Here is an 18,859-nt window from a genome sequence, read left to right as displayed (position 1 = left end):
CCCTTGATGTCCGAGCCCGCCGCGCACGCGGACCCCGCCGTGGGGGCGAAGCGCCGCGGCGGCTGCGGAATCGCCCGTGCGCCTTGCCTCGGCGCCGCGCCACATGAGCCCCACAAAACAGAAAGACCCCAGATCAACTGGGGTCTCCACTGGTGTCCGAGGGGGGACTTGAACCCCCACGCCCGATAAAGGGCACTAGCACCTCAAGCTAGCGCGTCTGCCATTCCGCCACCCGGACAAGGTGTCTGCCGTTCCGGCCTGGGCCGTTCCGACAGGGAAAACAATAGCAAACCTTTCGGGGTGCTCGATCACCCGCACGTCGCACCCGGTACGCGCCTGTGACCAGGGCATGTCGACCGCATTGCGGCCTTGGGCGGAGCCCGCCACGGGTGGAGGATGGCGGTGGACCCCGCCGCGGCCGGTCCTTGGGTGAGCGTGCCGCGGCCGTGAACCCCAAGGAGGCAGTGTGAGCGAGTCGCAGCCGGTCCGTACGGTCACCGGTGAGGACGAGGTCGTCGACCTGTGCCGGGACCTGATCCGGATCGACACCAGCAACTACGGCGACCACTCCGGACCCGGCGAGCGCGCCGCGGCGGAGTACGTGGCGGAGAAGCTCGCGGAGGTCGGGCTCGAACCGCAGATCTTCGAATCCCACAAGGGCCGGGCCTCGACGGTCGCCCGGATCGAGGGCGAGGACAGCTCCCGCCCGGCCCTGCTCATCCACGGTCACACCGACGTCGTCCCGGCCAACGCCGACGACTGGACCCACCACCCGTTCTCCGGCGACATCGCCGACGGGTGCGTCTGGGGCCGCGGCGCCGTGGACATGAAGGACATGGACGCGATGACGCTGGCGGTCGTCCGCGACCGGATGCGCTCCGGCCGCAAGCCGCCCCGCGACATCGTCCTGGCTTTCCTCGCCGACGAGGAGGCCGGCGGCACCTATGGCGCCCGCCACCTCGTCGATCATCACCCCGGACTCTTCGAGGGCGTCACCGAGGCGATCAGTGAGGTCGGCGGCTTCTCGTTCACGGTCAACGAGAACCTGCGGCTCTACCTCGTCGAGACGGCGCAGAAGGGCATGCACTGGATGAAGCTCACCGTGGACGGTACCGCCGGTCACGGTTCGATGATCCACCGCGACAACGCCATCACCGAGCTCTCCGAGGCCGTCGGCCGCCTGGGCCGTTACGAGTTCCCGGTGCGCGTCACCAAGACGCTCCGCCACTTCCTGGACGAACTGGGCGACGCCCTGGGCACCGAACTCGACCCGGAGGACATGGACGCCACGCTGGCGAAGCTCGGCGGCATCGCCAAGCTGATCGGCGCCTCCCTCAAGAACACCGCCAACCCCACCCAGCTCGGCTCCGGTTACAAGGTCAACGTCATTCCCGGCCAGGCCACCGCCCATGTCGACGGCCGCTTCCTGCCCGGCTACGAGGAGGAGTTCCTGGCTGACCTCGACCGCCTCCTCGGCCCCCGCGTCAAGCGCGAGGACGTCCACGCCGACAAGGCGCTGGAGACCAGCTTCGACGGCGCCCTGGTCGATGCGATGCAGTCGTCGCTACAGGCCGAGGACCCGATCGCGCGGGCCGTGCCGTACATGCTCTCGGCCGGTACCGATGCCAAGTCGTTCGACCGGCTGGGCATCCGCGGCTTCGGTTTTGCGCCGCTGAAGCTGCCGCCGGAGCTGGACTTCGCGGGCATGTTCCACGGCGTGGACGAGCGGGTTCCGGTGGATGGGCTGAAGTTCGGCGTCCGTGTGCTGGACCGTTTCATCGACGCGAGCTGAGAACCCCGCCAGGGAGTGAACTGCCCAATACTGAGGGGTTTTTCGCTGGAAAGAGTGAATGCTGAGTCATCTTCGTAGCCTGAAAGTCCTTCACGTCGTTGCAGGCTGTGCGGTCCGCGGCTGGGATCGCACTGCCAACGTAGGAGGATTTACATGATCAAGAAGGTCGTCGCTGCCGCGGCGCTCACCGGTGGATTCGTGCTCGCCGGCGCGGGCCTGGCCGTTGCCGACTCGGGAGCCCAGGGTGCCGCTGTCGGCTCCCCGGGCGTGGTCTCCGGCAACGTGATCGAGGTTCCGGTGCACATCCCGGTGAACATCTGCGGTAACACGGTCTCCGTGATCGGGCTGCTGAACCCCGCCTTCGGCAACACCTGCATCAACGACTGACGTCGCATCTGTACCCGCAAGGGGCCGATCCGGTCGGCTCCGGGACGCCTCGCGTTCCGGAGCCGCTGGGATTTAGGTGGGCGGCATGCTTCCGCGTCCGTCCGTATTCGCAAGGCACGAGGCAGGGGAACAACCTATGAGACAGGTCGCACGCAAGGGCCTGATCACCGTGGCGGCTGCAGGCGGCATCCTCGCCGCCACGGTCGGCTACGCACACGCCGACGCGGGCGCCCAGGGGGGCGCGGCGCACTCACCCGGTGTCGCATCCGGCAACTCCGTGCAGGTCCCGGTCCATGTACCGGTCAACGCCTGCGGCAACACCGTCAACGTCGTCGGTCTGCTCAACCCCGCGATGGGCAACAGCTGCGCCAACGACTCCGGTGAGCACCGGACTTCGCCGGGTGGCGGCCACCACGACGAGGGCGGCGAGCAGCAGGGTGGGCACGGCAGCCCGCGCGGCTCGACCGCTCAGGGCGGCGCCACCGGCTCGCCGGGCGTGGCATCCGGCAACAACGTCCAGGTGCCGGTCGACATCCCGGTCAACGCCTGCGGCAACAGCGTCGGCGACGTCGGCGTGCTCAACGGCGCGTCCGGCAACGAGTGCGGAAATGACGCCGTCCCGACCAGGCCGGCCCACCCGGCCGAGCCGGGGCACCCGGGGCAGCCGCAGGAGCCGTCGCATCCGCAGCACCCCGGTGAGCCGGTGAAGGAGCACCCCTCCACACCGTCCACGCCGGGACTGCGGCCGCAGACGGAGTCGCACGCCAAGATCACCGCGACTCCGGGGCCGACGCGTGAGCTCGCGCACACCGGCGCCGAGTCGATCGGGTACGCGGCCTCGGCCAGCGCCGGTCTGATGCTCGGTGGCGCTCTGCTCTACCGCCGGGCACGCGCCGCGCGCAAGTGAGGTAGCGCCTTACGGCATCGCAGAACGAAGCGGGCCCCGCCACACCGGCGGGGCCCGCTTTGCGTTGCCGGGAGCGGCCGCGCGGCGGTGGGCGTGCGCCATGCGGGGCGGTACGCCGGCCCGGGCGGGCCGGCGTACCGCCCCGCATGGCGTCAGCGGGTGGCGGACGCGGTCACCACGTGGCGCGGAGCTGGCGGATGATCCGGCGGCGCAGCCGCACCTTGCGGCTGCCGTCGGGGTTGAGGCGCAGGCGGTCCATCTCCCAGTGTCCGTACTCGGCGTGGTCGGTCAGCAGGCGTGTGGCGGCCTTGCGGGAGACCCCCCGAGGCACGTACACATCGCAGAATTCGTATTCCGGCATCGCATCTATTGTGCGGGACCGGCCCCGGTACGGATAGCGTCTGCACCATGTCTGATGCTGCGCAGCCTTCCGCTGCCGAGGTACGTGCCGCCGCCGAGGCGGTCAAAGCCGCACTGGACCGTCACCTCGACGCGGTGGAACGCCGCTCGGGGCAGGACGATCCCGCCGTCTACGCCGCGTTCGACGAACTCGCCGCCGCGGCAGAGGTCTACGACGAGCTGCTCTACGAAACCTACGACGAGGTCACCCCCTTCGAGATCCCCGGAAGTGACCATCTCCCCGCCTACCAGGGGCCGGAGGAACCCAACGCGCTGAGCGTGCTGATCCGCCGGGACTACGCGGTCGCCGACCCGCAGCGACTGCTCCATCAGGCACAGCGCGTAGCCGATCTCGACCCGGACACCGTGGATGACGCGGCCCGTGCCTCGGGGGAGAACGGCGCCGCGGTGGTGGGCACCAGCGTGTACGCGGCGCTGGGCGTCCTCTTCGGCGAGTTCGAGCCGGATGAAATCGCCTCCCGGCACAAGGAGTTCGGCCTGGAGGAGGGCGACTCCACGCTCTGGGTCGCGGCCGCCGACGACCCGTCGGAGCCGGGGGAGTGGCTGTCGGAACCGTTCGAGGACATCGATCCCCAGCAGGTGGTCTGCCGGTTCGACGTCAGCTCGGTCTTCGACGAGGAGCTGGATGAGGAGGAGGACGTCCGGGGCGGGGCCGATCGGGGGCGCTGAGCGCCCGGCCCTGCCCGGCACCGGTGCGCAGCCTCTCGGCGAGGCGTGTGCAGCGGTGCGCCTGATTCGGCTGGCCTGACTGGTGCGAGGGACCTGGCTGATCCGGCTGGCCGATGAGCTGACACTGCCCCGGGGCGTGGGAGCGCGTATGCGATTCCGATGGTCCGGGGCAGTGGGCTGTCGGGACCTGTCGTGGCGGGGAGGCGGGGACACCTGTGGGGCGGTGGAGGCCGGGCGGGACCGCTTTGTCCCGGCACCCGGCACCCGGCGGGAGCGGGGCGACGGGTCGGGGCCCCGCCCTGGCACCAGGGGCCTCAGCCCACCTGCGCGTCCTCCCCTGTGGCCTCGGCGTTCTGCTGCTGGAGCAGGGTGCGCAGGCGGGTGGTGCGTTCCTTGGCAGGGATGTCGGCGACGGCGCGGGGGAGGGCCTGGTCCACGCCCTGGACCACCGAGAGATGGCGTTCGCCGTGGCTGAACGCGGTGTAGACCCAGGCCCGGTTCAGCCCCTGGGCGGCGTCGCCGGGCAGGACGACGACGGCCGCGGGCCAGCGCATCCCGGCCGCCTGGTGGGCGGTGAGCGCCCAGCCGTGCCGGACCGCGCCCGCCTCGACGCGGGCGCGCTCGACCACGAGGGCCGCGCCGTCGCAGTCCAGCCGCAGCCCGTCGGCGTCCGCGCCGGTGACCGTGGCGGGCGCGGTGCGCCCTGGGGCGGGGGAGTAGGCGACGCGGTCCCCGGGGTCGAAGCCGCCGAACCGGCCGGGGCCGGGGTTGAGCCGTTCCTTGAGGGCGGCGTTGAGTGCGCGGGTGCCGGCCGAGCCGCCGTGGCCGACGGTGATGACCTGCGTCTCCTGTGGCGGCACGCCCAGCGCCCGCGGCACCGAGTCGGCCACCAGCTGGACCGTGCGGTGCACCGCCTCCTGGGCGTCCCGTACGGGGACGATCACCACCTCCATGCCGGGCGCCTCCACCGGGTTCAGCTCCCCGATGCCGATGCCGGAGACCAGCTCCCCGATCGGGCCGAAGTCCGGGGTGCGCGAGGCGATCTGCGGGCAGCAGCGGGCGGCCAGCAGATCGGCGAAGAGGCGGCCGGGCCCCGCGGACCCGAGCACCCCCGGGTCGCCGCTGAGAACCAGCCGGACCCCGTCGGCCAGCGACTCGATGAGTGCTGCCGCGGTCTCCAGGTCCAGCTGCGGGGCGTCGAGGACGACGAGGAGGTCGAGGGCGAGCGCCCCGTCCGCGTCCCGGCCCGGCCCCTCCCGGCCCGACAGCAGCCCGGCGACGGTGAGGGCCGCCGCACCGGGGTCCACCACCGTTTCCGGGGTGGCCGCCGCGGCGAGTCGGGTGGCCAGCCGGGCGCGGCCGTTGCCGGTGTGTGTGGCGGCGTAGGCGCGCAGCCCCAGGGCACGGGCGGCGGCGACCAGCGCGGCGGGCTCGGCGCGAGCCGCCTCGGCACCGGTGTGCGCCACCAGGCCGCTGTGGGCCACGGCCCGGATCAGCTCGGCCGCGGAGGGGGAGGGTGCTGCCGATGCTGCGGCTTCCCACGCTGCCGCGGAGGGCCGCGCCCGTTCCTCGGCCGGGGCGTCCCCGCTGTCACCGGTGGGCTGACCAGGGCTGTTCTCCGCGGCGGTACGGCTTCCGGCCTCGGGACCCGCAGCGTCGTTGTCCTCGGAGCCCGCCGTCTGCTCGGCAGCCTCCGCGTCCTCCGCGTCCTCCGCACCGGCCCCGTCCCGGGCCTCCGGCTCCGCTTCCCCGGCCTCCGCCCCAGCTGTCTCCACGGCCTCCGGCCCGGCTGCGCGAGCGGATTCCGGCCCGGCCTCTCCAGCTTCCGGCCCGGCCGGGGCCTCAACGCCCTCCGACCCGGCGTCCCCCACCACCTCGAACGTGCTGAGCAGACGGGCCAACCCATCGGCGGCGCTCTCCTCGGCCATCGCGTAGCGGTCGAGGCCCAGCAGTATCCGGACGGGGGTCTCCTCCTCCTCGTCGTCCGGGGCGGGCCGGGGCGTGGCCGGGGTGTCGAGGGCGTCCTGGAAGACGAGGGCGGCACCCTCGGCGAGGGCGTGTTGCAGGGCCTCCTCCGGGTCCGGCACCGCCCGCTCAGCGAGTGCTTCCTGCAGTGCCGACGCCTCCAGCGCGGAGTGCCCGGCCAGCGCGGCCTGTTCCAGCAGCCAGCCGACGAGGGCCACGGCGCGTCGCTCGTCGCCCGGCCCGCAGGCGGTGCCCAGCAGTGCCCGCGCGAAGGTGTCGGCCTGCTCGGGCCGTACGCCGGGGACCGCCAGCAGCTGCCACGGGTCCTCGCGCAGCGTCTCGCCGGCCCGCTCGCCGAGCACCTCGGCGGCCTTGCCCGCCAGCGCCTCCGGGGCGCCGCCGGCCGCCAGCACCTGGCGTACGCCGTCGATCCCCTGGGCGGTGGGCGGCAGCGGGCGCGGTGGCGCGGGCGGCTCCGGCCGCCGCTCCCCGCCGGATGGGGCCGCCGCCCGCGCCGGGGCGCCACCGGCCGCCCCCGGAGCGCCCTGCGGAGGCCGTCCGCCGCCCGCCGGGCCTCCCGCGGGCGGCGACGCTGCGGGCCGGGTGGCCGGGGGCCGCGGCGCGTTGCTGAAGAAGGACGCGGCGGAGCGCTCGCCGCTCTCCACCGCCCGCACCGCGGCCGCCAGCGCCGCCGCCGTGGCTTCCCCGCCCGGAGCCGGGGCGCCGGGCGCCGCGCCGCCGGAGGCACGCGCCGCCCCGGCCGCGCCCGCACCCTGCTCCGCCTCGCCCGTGGCCCGCCCGGCCTCGGCCCGGCCCTCCGGGGAAGCCGCCTCCGCCTGGTCACCCGAAGGAGCCACCTCAGCCCGGCCACCCGAAGAGGCCGCCCCCTCCTGACCCCCCGAAGACGCAGCCTCCGCCGGTGCGGGCGGGCTGCCCGGCGCGGCCTCCTGCTCGGGCGCGGTCTCGCCGGCGGGGCGGTCGGTGCTCACAGCGTGCTCCAGTGGTGATCGGGATAGTGGTGGGCCGGGGCCGACACGTCGTCCAGCGCCCGGGTGATCTCGTCAGGAAGCGTAAGCGCCTCCACTGACAACGCCGCCGCGAGCTGCGCCGACGTGCGGGCGCCCACGAGCGGGGCGACGACCCCGGGGCGGTCGCGCACCCACGCGAGCGCGACATGGAGCGGGGTGACGGCGAGCCCGTCGGCCGCCGTGGTGACCGCGTCGACGATGCCGTCGCACCGCTTGTCCAGATACGGCGCGACGAACCCGGCCAACCGCTCCGAGGCGCCCCGCGAATCGGCCGGGGTGGTGCGGCGGTACTTGCCGGTGAGCACGCCGCGGCCCAGTGGCGAGGCGGGCAGCAGGCCCAGCCGCAGGTCCTGGGCGGCGGGCAGCACCTCCCGCTCCACACCGCGCTGGAGCAGCGAGTACTCCAGCTGCGCGCTCGCCAGCCGGGTGCGCACCGTGGGCTCGGCCAGTTGCCAGGTGGCGGCCTTGGCGAGCTGCCAGCCGGAGAAGTCGGCGAGCCCGGCGTACCGCGCGCGGCCGCTGGTGACGGCGGTGTCCAGCGCCTGCAGCGTCTCCTCCAGCGGGGTGTGCGGGTCGAAGGCGTGCAGCTGCCAGAGGTCGACGTGGTCCGTGCCCAGGCGGCGCAGTGAGGCGTCCAGCGCGGCCAGCAGATGGCGGCGCGAGCCGTCCACTCGGCGGTCCGGCTCCAGGACGCTGCCCGCCTTCGTGGCGATCACCAGATCGGCGCGCGGCACAAGACCCTCCAGGAGCCGCCCGAGCAGCCGCTCGGCGCCGCCGTCGGCGTATATGTCCGCGGTGTCGACGAGGCTGCCGCCCGCCTCCCAGAACGTTTTGAGCTGCTCGGCCGCTGCCCGCTCGTCGGTGTCGCGCGCCCACGTCAGTGTGCCGAGCCCGATACGGGACACGCGCAGACCCGTACGGCCGAGATGCCGTTGCTCCATGCGGCCCGAGGTTAGTTGTCATCGGTCCCACACAGCAGCCCTGTGGACAACCTGCTCATGACGCCGGACGCCGGTGCGCGCTAGAGTCCCCGCAACATGACGTTACTGATCGGTAAGGGGAGTGGCATGAGGCTTGGCATCAACCTCGGTTACTGGGGCGCCGGGATGGACGGCGACAACCTCGCCGTGGCGCAGGAGGCGGACCGGCTCGGTTACGCGGTCTGCTGGGCCGCCGAGGCGTACGGATCCGACGCCGCCACGGTCCTGTCCTGGGTCGCCGCCCGCACCGAGCGGATCGACGTCGGCTCGGCGATCTTCCAGATCCCGGCCCGTACCCCCGCCATGACCGCGATGACCGCGGCCACCCTCGACTCGCTCTCCGGCGGCCGCTTCCGCCTGGGCCTCGGCGTCTCCGGCCCGCAGGTCTCCGAGGGCTGGTACGGCGTGAAGTTCGACAAGCCGCTCGCCCGCACCCGCGAGTACGTCGACATCGTCCGCAAGGCGCTCTCCCGCGAGCGCCTGTCGTACGAGGGCGCGCACTGGACGCTGCCGCTCCCCGACGGCCCCGGCAAGCCCCTCAAGCTCACCGTCCACCCCACCCGCGAGCGCATCCCGCTCTACGTTGCGGCGATCGGCCCCAAGAACCTGGAGCAGACCGGTGAGATCGCCGACGGCGCGCTGCTGATCTTCCCCTCGGCCGCACACCTGGAGGAGAACGCCCTCGCGCCCCTGCGGGCGGGCCGCGCCAAGGCCGGGCTGACGATGGACGGCTTCGACGTCTGCCCGACGCTGCCGCTCGCCGTCGGCGACGACGTCGACGCGCTCGCCGACATCTTCCGCCCGTACACCGCGCTGTACGTCGGCGGCATGGGCAGCCGCAAGCAGAACTTCTACAACAAGCTCGCCACCCGCATGGGATACGGCAAGGAAGCCGCCGAGATCCAGGACAGGTACCTCTCCGGCGACAAGGACGGCGCGGCCGCCGCCGTCCCGCGGCAGCTGATCGACCAGACCGCGCTGCTCGGCCCCGTCGAGCGGATCGCGGAGCGGATGCAGGCGTACGCCGCCGCGGGCGTCACCACCCTGACGCTGGCGCCCGCCGGATTCACCCTGGACGAGCGGCTCGCCGCCCTCCGCGCGGGCACCGAGGCGCTGGAGAAGGCCGGGCTTGCCTGATACGGGAGCCGCCCGGTGCCGGGGCGCCGGGCGGCTTGCGGACCGCGGCCGTGGTGGGGGCTCGGGGTCCTCCTCGCCACGGCCGTCACCGGGGACAACACCCCGCCTTCCACCCGGTTACGCCCCGCTCGTTCGCACGGAGGAACGATCCTTCTCCTCCGGTTGCCGGGCCCGCCGCCCCGCTCTTGACTTTCCTCCAGGCATGTCCTTCGGAGGTGGCGCTGATGCTCTCGGCCCGGAGCCTGTTCCAGGAAATCCTCGACAACGACGAGGCGTACCGACTCTTCTGCTCCATCGCCGCCGGCGGGGAGTCCCAGGGCGGCTGGGAGAACGGGCGGATCGCCGCCCTCATCCCCGAGGACCGGCGGGACCTGGCACCGAAGGCCGCCCGGCACGGCGCCGACGAGGACAAGCACGGCCGGATCTTCCGCGCCCTGCTGCACAGACGAGGCCTGGACGCGGCCACCGTCCCCGCCGCCACCGACTACACCATGCTCCTGGAACGCCGCGGCATCGGCCTCACCCACGACCGGCTCCGCGGCACCGTGCCGCTGACCGAGGAGGACATCGTCACCTACCTCGCGCACAGCCGGGTCACCGAGCAGCGTGCGTCCGAGCAGATGCAGTTGCTGCGGAAGCACTTCGGCGACCATCCCGAGCTGGGCCGCGCGGTCCGGATGATCTCCCAGGACGAGGACAACCACCTCGCCTACTGCCACGAGGAGCTGCTCCGCCTCGCCCGGGAGGGCCACGGCCGCACCATCCAGCGGATCCTGCGCGACTGCGCGTTCGCCGAGATCGCCGTCTACCGGGACGTCAGCCTCGCCGTCGTGGACCACATGGGCCGCATCCTCGGCTGGCCCGCCCCCAAGGCCGTCCTGCTCGCCGTCGGCATCCGCCTGCTGTACAGCTACGAACGCCTCGTCGGCTGGCGCCGGATGGTCAGCCTCCGGATGCCCGAGCGGCGCGACGCCCTGGGCGGGCCGGCCACCGAGTACGCCTGAGACGAGCACGCCTGAGACGGGTGAGCCGTACGGTGCCGCTCACAGCCAGCCGCGCCGCTTGAACAGCCGGTACAACGAGAACTCGATCGCCGCCATCGCCAGCAGCACCCCGGCGTAGCCGAAGCGCCAGCCCAGCTCCGGCATGTGGTGGAAGTTCATGCCGTAGATCCCGGCGATCAGGGTGGGGACGGCGGCCAGCGCCGCCCACGCGGAGATCTTGCGCATGTCGTCGTTCTGCCGCACCCCCATCTGCGCCAGATGCGCGGCGAGGACGTCGGAGAGCAGCCGGTCCAGGCCCTCCACCGAGTCGTTGGCGCGCGCCAGATGGTCGCTGACGTCCCGGAAGAAGGGCCGCGAGCCGTCGTGGACGAACGGCACGCCGTTCTCCTGGAGACGCGTCATCGGCTCGGTCAACGGGCCCGTGGCGCGCCGGAACTCCAGCACCTGGCGTTTGAACGCGTAGATCTCCGCGGCGGTGTTCCGGCTCTCCGTGCGGTCCGGTGAGAAGACCTCGGCCTCCAGCTCCTCCAGATCGCCCTGGAGCGCGGTGGCCACCTCGATGTAATGGTCGACCACCGCGTCGCTGACCGCGTAGAGCACCGACGTCGGGCCGTGCCGGAGGGTGCCCGGCCGGTGCTCCAGGCGCCGCCGGACGGCCGCCAGCGGGCCGGTCTCGCCGTGCCGGACGGTCACGACGAACGCGTCGCCGACGAAGACCATCAGCTCCGTGGTGGTCACGGTGGTCGTGCGCGCGTCGTAGTCGACCGGCTTGAGCACCATGAACAGCGAGTCGTCGTAGACCTCCAGCTTCGGCCGCTGATGCGCCTTGAGGGCGTCCTCGACGGCCAGCGGGTGCAGCCCGAACTCGCCGCTGATCCGCTCGAACTCCTCCGGGGTCGGTTCGTGGACGCCCAGCCACAGGAAGGCGTGGCCGCGCTGGCGGCGGGCTTCCCGGAGCGCGGTCGGGAAGTCGTCGGGCCGCTCCGTGCGGCGCCCGTCCCGGTAGATGACGCAGTCCACGATCACACCAGGCATTCTCACCCCGCCCCCGGACTCCTGCCATGGGGTGTCCTTCCGGTCTTCGTGGATCAGGCTGTGGCGTCCGGTGCCGTGCCTCGCAAGGCGGAGCCTCTCCCGCGGATGGGTGTCCGTGGGTGGGGCGACAACGCCGCGAGGTGCGGTGCCGGGCGTCACAGGCCCACGAAGACCGGAAAGACACCCACTGGGGAACGTAGGGTGGCCGCCATGCCCACGCTGATCCTGGTGCGGCACGGCCGCTCCACCGCCAACACCTCCGGCGTCCTCGCGGGCCGGACTCCCGGAATCGCCCTCGACGACCGCGGCGCGGCGCAGGCCGCGGCGCTTCCCGGCCGGCTGGCGGGGGTGCCGCTGGCCGCCGCCGTCACCAGCCCGCTCCAGCGCTGCCGCGAAACGCTCCGCCCGCTGCTGGAGGCCCGCCCCGAGCTGCCGCTGCACACCGAGGACCGCATCAACGAATGCGACTACGGCGACTGGTCGGGCCGCAAGCTCGGCGAGCTGAGCGGCGAACCGCTGATGGAGGTCGTGCAGCGCCACCCGTCGGCCGCCGCCTTCCCCGGGGGCGAGTCGATGCGGGCCATGCAGGCGCGCGCGGCCGACGCCGTGCATGACTGGAACGCCCGGATCGAGGCGGCGCACGGCCCGGATGCGACGTATCTGATGTGCTCGCACGGCGACATCATCAAGGCGCTGGTCGCCGAGGCGCTCGGCCTCCACCTCGACCTCTTCCAGCGCATCGCCGTGGAGCCCTGTTCGGTCACCGCGATCCGCTACACCCGGCTGCGGCCCTTCCTCGTACGGCTCGGGGACACCGGGGACTTCGGCGGGCTGGTGCCCCCGCCGGACGCGGCGGGCGCCGGGGACGGCGGTGAGGCGGCCGTGGGCGGTGGTGCGGGAGCACCGTGATCAGCGGGCGCAGTAGGGTGGTGCGACGGCGCTGCCCGTGACACCTCTGCGAACCGTGCCGTGAGCGCACTGACCGCACTGAACACAGGGGCCGCAGCGACCGCTCAGCCCCGCAGTCGAGCAATCGGAGCAGGACGTTGTCCCGTCAGGTGTTCTTCTACGACGCGCCGGACCGCTTCGTGGCCGGTACGGTCGGGCTGCCTGGCCGCCGTAGTTTCTTCCTCCAGGCCACCGCGGTCGGCCGGACCACCAGTGTCGCCCTGGAGAAGACGCAGGTCGCCGCGCTCGCCGAGCGGATCGACGAGCTGCTGGACGAGGTGGTGCGGCGCAGCGGCGGCAACGCCCCGGTGCCCGCCGTCGCGCCCGCGGAGCTGGCCGACACCGCGCCGTTGGAGACGCCGGTCGAGGAGGAGTTCCGCGTCGGCACCATGGCGCTCGCCTGGGACGGCGAGGACGAGCGCATGATCATCGAGGCGCAGGCGCTGGTCGAGCTGGATGCCGACAGCGAGGAGGACCTCGCCGAGGCTGAGGCGCGGCTGCTCCAGGACGACGAGAACGGCCCGCCGATGCTGCGGGTGCGGATGACCGGCACCATGGCGCGCGCCTTCGCCAAGCGCGCCTTGGAGGTGGTGAACGCCGGGCGCCCGCCGTGCCCGCTGTGCAGCCTGCCGCTCGACCCCGAGGGACACGTCTGCCCGCGCCAGAACGGCTACCGGCGGGACGCCTGACCGCCATGGAACCCACCGCAGAACCGGTACTCCCCGGCCCCGCGACACCGCCGGGTCGGCCCGAGGCCGAGGAACGGCCTGGTGCCGAGGAGCGGGGCGCCGGTCGCGAGGCCGACGAGGTCCAGGATGTTCAGGAAGGCTCCCTGAGGGATGAGACCTTTCAGGCAGCCTTCCTGAGCGATGAGACCCTTCAGGAAGCCTTCCTGAAGGAGGGCGAGCTGACCGTCCGCGGCCGTATCGAGGAGGCGTCCAACGCGGTCCTCTTCTGTACCGTCACCCACGAGGGCCGCACCGTCGACTGCGTCTACAAGCCCGTCGCGGGCGAACGGCCGCTGTGGGACTTCCCCGACGGCAACCTCGCCCAGCGGGAGACCGCCGCGTACGAGATCTCCCGGACGACGGGCTGGGGCCTGATCCCCGCCACCGTGCTGCGCGAGGGACCGTACGGCCCCGGCATGGTCCAGCGGTGGATCGAGGTGCCCGACGGCGAGGAGATCCCGCCGCTGCTGGCGCTGGTCGAGGCGGACGAGCCGGGGCCGGGCTGGAAGGCGGTCGGGTTCGCGGAGACCGGGCAGGGGCGTCCGGCGCTGCTGGTCCATGCCGACGACGCCCGGCTGCGGCGGCTGGCCGTGCTCGACGCGGTCATCAACAACGGGGACCGCAAGGGCGGCCATCTGCTTCCGGGGCCCGGCGGGCGGCTCTTCGCCATCGACCACGGCGTGACGTTCCACACCGACGCCAAGCTCCGCACCCTGCTGTGGGGGTGGGCCGGGGAGCCGCTGCCCGAGGAGGCGGTCACGGTGCTGGAGCGGCTGCGCGCCGAGCTGGCGGCGGGCCGTCCGCTCGCCGCCCGACTGGCCGAACTCCTCACCGCCGCCGAGACCGCCGCGCTGCGCGCCCGGGTGGCCGCCCTGTTGGCATCCGGCCGTCATCCCGAGCCCGGCGGCGACTGGCCACCGATCCCCTGGCCACCGGTCTGACACGGCGCCGGGCCTCGGCGCACGGGTGGTCCGAAGGCGGCGTGCGGGGGGCGCGGGCCGCCGCCTGATGCACGTTCCGGTATCGAACGCAAGAACGCCTATCCGGTCAATACCGGCCCTCCGGTTCGTATGCGGAACCAGCATCCGGTTAGTCTCAAGACATGCATGCATGGCCCGCTTCTGAGGTCCCCGCCCTGCCTGGTCAGGGCCGCGACCTGAGGATCCACTCCACCGCGACCGGCGGACGGGTGACCCTCGACCCCGGTCCCGTCGCCCGTATCTACGTCTGCGGCATCACGCCGTACGACGCCACCCACATGGGGCACGCGGCGACCTACAACGCGTTCGACCTGGTTCAGCGCGTGTGGCTCGACACGAAGCGCCAGGTTCACTACGTGCAGAACGTCACGGATGTCGACGATCCGCTGCTGGAGCGGGCCGTCGCCACCGGGGACGACTGGACGGCGCTCGCCGAGCGCGAGACCGCGCTGTTCCGCGAGGACATGACGGCCCTGCGGATGCTCCCGCCCCGCCACTACATCGGAGCCGTCGAGGCGATACCCGGCATCGTCCCGCTCGTCGAACGGCTCCGCGACAACGGCGCCGCCTACGAACTGGACGGTGACATCTACTTCTCCGTCTCCTCCGACCCGCACTTCGGCGAGGTCTCCGGACTCGACGCCGAGGCGATGCGGCTGCTCTCCGCCGAACGCGGCGGCGACCCGGAGCGGGAGGGCAAGAAGAACCCGCTCGACCCGATGCTGTGGATGGCCGCCCGCGACGGCGAGCCGAGCTGGGACGGCGGCTCGCTGGGCCGCGGCCGCCCCGGCTGGCACATCGAGTGCGTCGCCATCGCCCTGGAGCACCTCGGCATGGGCTTCGACGTCCAGGGCGGCGGCTCCGACCTGGCGTTCCCGCACCACGAGATGGGCGCTTCGCACGCCCAGGCGCTGACCGGCGAGCACCCCTTCGCCAAGGCGTACGTCCACGCCGGGATGGTGGCGCTGGACGGCGAGAAGATGTCGAAGTCCAAGGGCAATCTGGTCTTCGTCTCGGCGGTGCGCCGCGACGGCGTCGACCCGGCGGCGATCCGGCTGGCGCTCCTCTCCCACCACTACCGCAGCGACTGGGAGTGGACCGACGCGGTGCTGGCGGAGGCCGTGGACCGGCTGGCGCGCTGGCGCGCCGCCGTCTCCCGCCCCGACGGCCCGCCCGCCGAGGCGCTGCTGGAGGAGGTCCGTACGGCGCTCGCCGACGACCTGGACTCGCCCGCGGCGCTGGCGGCCGTCGACCGCTGGGCCGCCGCGCAGGAGTCCGGCGGCGGCAGCGACGAGGGCGCGCCGGGTCTGGTCTCGCGGACGGTGGACGCGCTGCTGGGCGTCGCGCTGTAACGGATCACCGGTTCTCGGGGCGTCTCCGCATCGGCGGGGGCGCCCCTTTCGCGTACGGGGGAAGCCCGGGGCCGGGAACGCGGACGGGCGGGACCGGGAACGCCCCGGCCCCGCCCGTCCGTGAGCGGTTACCTCCCGCCGTCGGCCTCCGGCCCGTCCGACGGGTCGGCTCCGGCGTCCGTCGGGTCCCGGGACTCCTTGGGGAGCCGGGGCCGGGCGCGGTCGGGGTCGGGCTGCGGGTCCCGGCGGCGCAGATAGCGCTCGAATTCCCGGGCGATGGCTTCCCCGGACGCCTCCGGCAGATCCGCGGTGTCCCGCGCCTCCTCCAGCGTCTGGACGTACTCGGCGACCTCGCTGTCCTCGGCCGCCAGCTGGTCCACGCCCAGCTGCCAGGCGCGGGCGTCCTCGGTCAGCTCGCCCTGCGGGATGCGGATGCCGAGCAGGTCCTCCAGGCGGTTGAGCAGCGCCAGGCTGGCCTTCGGGTTGGGCGGCTGGGAGACGTAGTGCGGCACCGCGGCCCAGAGGCTGACGACGGGCACCCCCGCGTGGGTGCACGCCTCCTGGAGGATGCCGACGATGCCGGTGGGGCCCTCGTAGCGGGACTCCTCCAGATCCATGCGGGTGGCGAGGTCGGTGTCCGAGGTGACGCCGCTGACCGGCACCGGCCGGGTGTGCGGGGTGTCGCCGAGCAGCGCGCCCAGCACCACCAGCATCTCCACGCCCAGCTCGTGCGCGAAGCCGAGGATCTCGTTGCAGAACGAGCGCCAGCGCATGCTCGGCTCGATACCGCGGACCAGCACCAGATCGCGGCGGCGGCCCTTGCCGTCGGCGTCGTCGACGCGGACGACGGACAGCCGCGTGGTGGGCCAGGTGACCTTGCGGACGCCGTCCTCCAGGAAGACGGTCGGGCGGTTGACCTGGAAGTCGTAGTAGTCCTCGGCGTCGAGCGCCGCGAAGACCTTGCCCTGCCATTCCCGGTGCAGATGAGCGACCGCGGCGGAGGCGGCGTCGCCGGCGTCGTTCCAGCCTTCGAACGCGGCCACCATCACCGGGTCGATCAGGTCGGGAACACCCTCCAGCTCGATCACCCAGCGCCTCCTTCCGGCCGGTCGTCCGCCGCTCGGCGGCTGCCGGCACCCCGTTTCCTTGCGTGCGCTCCCCAGCCTACGGGGTCCGCGGCGCCCGTCCGCAGCCCCTGTGCACGAATGGGTGCCCATTCATCCGAGGTGTTCGGAAAGGTCTTCGAGCCACTTCCGTACGGGGTCTGGACGGTGCCGCGCGGGCGGCGCTATACATCGGATGACCGTGAAAGGTCCGATCTCCTCCGATCTCCTCCGAGCTCCTCTGTTCTTCTCAGCTTCCTGCTCCTGTGTGTTCCCGCCACCACAACCCGAGGGGCGTGCGCATGGCCGTCACCGACACCGTCACGGAGCTGGAGGTCCACGACGTCCGCTTCCCCACCTCGGAACAGCTCGACGGTTCGGACGCGATGAACCCCGACCCCGACTACTCCGCCGCCTATGCCGTCCTGCGGACCTCCGGCGGCCCGCCCGGCCACGGCTTCTGCTTCACCATCGGCCGCGGCAACGATGTGATGGCCGAGGCGATCCGTGCCCTCGCGCCGTACGTCGTCGGCCACCCCGCGCCGCTCACCGCGGACGCGCTCGGCGCGCTGCACCGCACCCTCACCCACGATTCGCCGCTGCGCTGGCTCGGCCCGGAGAAGGGCGTGATGCACATGGCGGCGGGGGCGGTCGTCAACGCCGCCTGGGACCTGGCGGCGACCCGCGCCGGGCTGCCGGTCTGGGAGTTCCTGGCCACCATGACCCCCGCCGAGTTGGTCGCGCTCGTCGACTTCCGCTACCTCACCGACGCCCTCACGCCCGGCGAGGCGCTGGCGATCCTGCGCGCCGCGGAGCCCGGCCGGGCCGCCCGCACCGCCCGCCTGAGAGCCGAGGGCTACCCCGCGTACACCACGTCCCCGGGGTGGCTCGGCTACGACGACGGGAAGCTGGTGCGGCTCGCCGAGGAGGCGGTCGCCGACGGCTTCGGGCAGATCAAGCTCAAGGTCGGCGCGGACCTCGGCGACGATCTGCGCCGGATGCGGCTGGCCCGCGCGGCCGTCGGACCGGCGGTACGGATCGCCGTCGACGCCAACCAGCGCTGGGACGTGCCCGAGGCCGTCCGCTGGATGACCGCGCTCGCCCCGTACGCGCCGTACTGGATCGAGGAGCCCACCAGCCCCGACGACATCCTCGGCCACGCCGCGGTGCGCGCCGGGCAGCCGGTGAAGGTCGCCACCGGTGAACACGCCGCCAACCGCGTGGTGTTCAAACAGCTGCTCCAGGCCGGGGCCGTCGACATCGTGCAGATCGACGCGGCCCGGGTCGCCGGGGTCAACGACAACCTCGCGATCCTGCTGCTCGCCGCCAAGTACGGCGTGCCGGTCTGCCCGCACGCCGGGGGCGTCGGCCTGTGCGAGCTGGTCCAGCACCTCGCGATGTTCGACTACGTGGCGGTGTCCGGGAGTTGGGAGGACCGCGTCATCGAGTACGTCGACCACCTACATGAGCACTTCACCGACCCCGTCGTCGTCGAACGCGGCCGCTACCGGGCCCCGGCCGCGCCCGGGTTCTCCGCCCGGATGAAGCCCGCCTCGCTCACCGCCCACCGCTTCCCCGACGGCCCGGTCTGGCGCGCCCGCCGCGCCCCCGGACCACACGGCACCCAGGAGGTCACCGCATGAACCGCGCACCGGCCGACTTCGCCGGACAGGGCGCCCTCGTCACCGGCGGCGGCTCCGGCATCGGCGCGGCCACCGCCGCGCTGCTGCTGGCGCGCGGCGCCCGCGTTGCCGTCCTCGACCGCGACCCGTCCGGCGCCCCGGACGGCGCGGTCCGCGTCACCGCCGACGTCACCTCGGACGAGGCGGTCCGCGCCGCCGTCGACGAGGCGGTGGACGCGGTCGGCGGCGCGCTGCACACCGTCGTCGGCAACGCCGGGATCGGCGCCGTCGGCACCGTCGAGGACAACGACGACGCCGAGTGGGCGCGGGTGCTGGACGTCAATGTCCTCGGTCTGGTGCGCACCGCCCGCGCCGCGCTGCCCTGGCTGCGCCGCGCCGCCGCCACCGCACCGGGCCGGGTCTCGCTCACCCACACCTGCTCCATCGCGGCCACCGCCGGGCTGCCGCAGCGCGCCCTCTACAGCGCCAGCAAGGGCGCGGTCCTCTCGCTGACCCTGGCGATGGCCGCCGACCTCCTCCGCGACGGCATCCGGGTCAACTGCGTCAACCCCGGCACCGCGGACACCCCCTGGGTCGGCCGCCTGCTGGACCTCGCCGACGACCCGGAGGTTGAACGCGCCGCGCTCTGCGCCCGCCAGCCGATGGGCCGGCTGGTGACGGCGGAGGAGGTCGCCGCCGCCATCGTCCACCTCGCCTCGCCGGGCGCCTCCGGCATCACCGGCACCGCGCTCGCCGTCGACGGCGGCATGCAGGGCCTGCGCCCGCGCCCCGCCACCTGACC

17 protein-coding genes and 1 tRNA gene are annotated in these 18,859 nt (G+C 73.4%); 12 read left to right on the top strand and 6 right to left on the bottom strand.

Annotation, left to right across the window (positions count from 1 at the left end; genetic code table 11):
* Positions 1-150: 150 nt before the first annotated feature.
* Positions 151-238: transfer RNA gene (locus OG422_RS05410), tRNA-Leu, on the bottom strand.
* Between the two features lie 228 nt (positions 239-466).
* On the opposite strand from OG422_RS05410, the gene OG422_RS05405 reads away from it, so the two are divergent.
* From OG422_RS05405 to OG422_RS05395, 3 genes are all read left to right on the top strand, one after another.
* A complete protein-coding gene (locus tag OG422_RS05405; RefSeq protein WP_405740268.1) occupies positions 467-1,792 on the top strand; it encodes a M20/M25/M40 family metallo-hydrolase in 1,326 nt (441 codons plus the stop codon).
* Positions 1,793-1,945: 153 nt separating this feature from the next.
* Positions 1,946-2,179: a chaplin gene (locus OG422_RS05400; protein WP_143944310.1), complete on the top strand. Its 234-nt coding sequence runs from the start codon at positions 1,946-1,948 to the stop codon at positions 2,177-2,179.
* Positions 2,180-2,315: 136 nt separating this feature from the next.
* Positions 2,316-3,086, top strand: coding sequence for a chaplin (locus OG422_RS05395; protein WP_405740265.1), 771 nt, complete (start codon positions 2,316-2,318; stop codon positions 3,084-3,086).
* Between the two features lie 172 nt (positions 3,087-3,258).
* On the opposite strand, the gene OG422_RS05390 is transcribed toward OG422_RS05395, so the two are convergent.
* Positions 3,259-3,447, bottom strand: coding sequence for a DUF5703 family protein (locus OG422_RS05390; protein ID WP_143944312.1), 189 nt, complete (start codon positions 3,445-3,447; stop codon positions 3,259-3,261).
* A 47-nt stretch (positions 3,448-3,494) separates the two neighbouring features.
* Between OG422_RS05390 and OG422_RS05385 the strand changes: the two genes are divergently transcribed.
* Positions 3,495-4,175 (top strand): hypothetical protein, encoded by a 681-nt coding sequence (locus OG422_RS05385; protein ID WP_405740262.1) that lies wholly within the window; start codon positions 3,495-3,497, stop codon positions 4,173-4,175.
* A gap of 314 nt (positions 4,176-4,489) precedes the next feature.
* Here OG422_RS05385 and OG422_RS05380 read toward each other — a convergent pair whose 3' ends face one another.
* Both OG422_RS05380 and OG422_RS05375 read right to left on the bottom strand, forming a co-directional pair.
* Positions 4,490-7,129 (bottom strand): helix-hairpin-helix domain-containing protein, encoded by a 2,640-nt coding sequence (locus tag OG422_RS05380; RefSeq protein ID WP_405740259.1) that lies wholly within the window; start codon positions 7,127-7,129, stop codon positions 4,490-4,492.
* Positions 7,126-8,109 carry an aldo/keto reductase gene (locus tag OG422_RS05375; protein WP_405740256.1) on the bottom strand — a complete coding sequence of 328 codons (984 nt, stop codon included), beginning with the start codon at positions 8,107-8,109 and terminating at the stop codon, positions 7,126-7,128. The genes OG422_RS05380 and OG422_RS05375 overlap by 4 nt, the downstream gene beginning before the upstream one ends.
* A gap of 126 nt (positions 8,110-8,235) precedes the next feature.
* Here OG422_RS05375 and OG422_RS05370 point away from each other — a divergent pair, with 126 nt between their 5' ends.
* Together OG422_RS05370 and OG422_RS05365 are read left to right on the top strand one after the other, a co-directional pair.
* Positions 8,236-9,285 (top strand): LLM class F420-dependent oxidoreductase, encoded by a 1,050-nt coding sequence (locus tag OG422_RS05370; RefSeq protein WP_405740253.1) that lies wholly within the window; start codon positions 8,236-8,238, stop codon positions 9,283-9,285.
* Between the two features lie 224 nt (positions 9,286-9,509).
* Positions 9,510-10,289, top strand: a complete 780-nt coding sequence (locus OG422_RS05365) for a ferritin-like domain-containing protein (protein ID WP_405740250.1) — start codon at positions 9,510-9,512, stop codon at positions 10,287-10,289.
* 39 nt (positions 10,290-10,328) lie between these two features.
* On the opposite strand, the gene corA is transcribed toward OG422_RS05365, so the two are convergent.
* Complete coding sequence (gene corA / locus OG422_RS05360; RefSeq protein ID WP_405740247.1) at positions 10,329-11,324, bottom strand: magnesium/cobalt transporter CorA; 996 nt, start codon at positions 11,322-11,324, stop codon at positions 10,329-10,331.
* A gap of 210 nt (positions 11,325-11,534) precedes the next feature.
* Between corA and OG422_RS05355 the strand changes: the two genes are divergently transcribed.
* The 4 genes from OG422_RS05355 to mshC all read left to right on the top strand — a co-directional run bounded on the left by OG422_RS05355 (position 11,535) and on the right by mshC (position 15,332).
* Positions 11,535-12,233 carry a histidine phosphatase family protein gene (locus OG422_RS05355; RefSeq protein ID WP_405740244.1) on the top strand — a complete coding sequence of 233 codons (699 nt, stop codon included), beginning with the start codon at positions 11,535-11,537 and terminating at the stop codon, positions 12,231-12,233.
* Positions 12,234-12,370: 137 nt separating this feature from the next.
* Positions 12,371-12,961, top strand: a complete 591-nt coding sequence (locus OG422_RS05350; protein ID WP_405740242.1) for a DUF3090 domain-containing protein — start codon at positions 12,371-12,373, stop codon at positions 12,959-12,961.
* A gap of 5 nt (positions 12,962-12,966) precedes the next feature.
* Positions 12,967-13,941: an SCO1664 family protein gene (locus OG422_RS05345; protein ID WP_405740239.1), complete on the top strand. Its 975-nt coding sequence runs from the start codon at positions 12,967-12,969 to the stop codon at positions 13,939-13,941.
* A gap of 161 nt (positions 13,942-14,102) precedes the next feature.
* Entirely contained in the window at positions 14,103-15,332 is a 1,230-nt protein-coding gene (gene mshC / locus OG422_RS05340) for a cysteine--1-D-myo-inosityl 2-amino-2-deoxy-alpha-D-glucopyranoside ligase (protein ID WP_384597664.1), read from the top strand.
* Between the two features lie 128 nt (positions 15,333-15,460).
* On the opposite strand, the gene OG422_RS05335 is transcribed toward mshC, so the two are convergent.
* The gene (locus OG422_RS05335) at positions 15,461-16,420 is read right to left on the bottom strand and encodes a PAC2 family protein (RefSeq protein ID WP_251076398.1); all 960 of its coding nucleotides are present in this window, start codon (positions 16,418-16,420) and stop codon (positions 15,461-15,463) included.
* 317 nt (positions 16,421-16,737) lie between these two features.
* Between OG422_RS05335 and OG422_RS05330 the strand changes: the two genes are divergently transcribed.
* Complete coding sequence (locus tag OG422_RS05330; protein WP_405740234.1) at positions 16,738-18,078, top strand: enolase C-terminal domain-like protein; 1,341 nt, start codon at positions 16,738-16,740, stop codon at positions 18,076-18,078.
* Positions 18,075-18,857 (top strand): SDR family NAD(P)-dependent oxidoreductase, encoded by a 783-nt coding sequence (locus OG422_RS05325; RefSeq protein WP_405740232.1) that lies wholly within the window; start codon positions 18,075-18,077, stop codon positions 18,855-18,857. Before OG422_RS05330 ends, OG422_RS05325 begins: the two co-directional genes overlap by 4 nt.
* The last annotated feature ends 2 nt before the right edge of the window (positions 18,858-18,859 follow it).

Origin of the sequence: Streptomyces sp. NBC_01525, from assembly GCF_045040405.1 — a bacterium.
Classification (GTDB): Bacteria; Actinomycetota; Actinomycetes; order Streptomycetales; family Streptomycetaceae; genus Streptomyces; species Streptomyces benahoarensis.
This window is presented reverse-complemented; position numbering and strand designations above follow the sequence as displayed.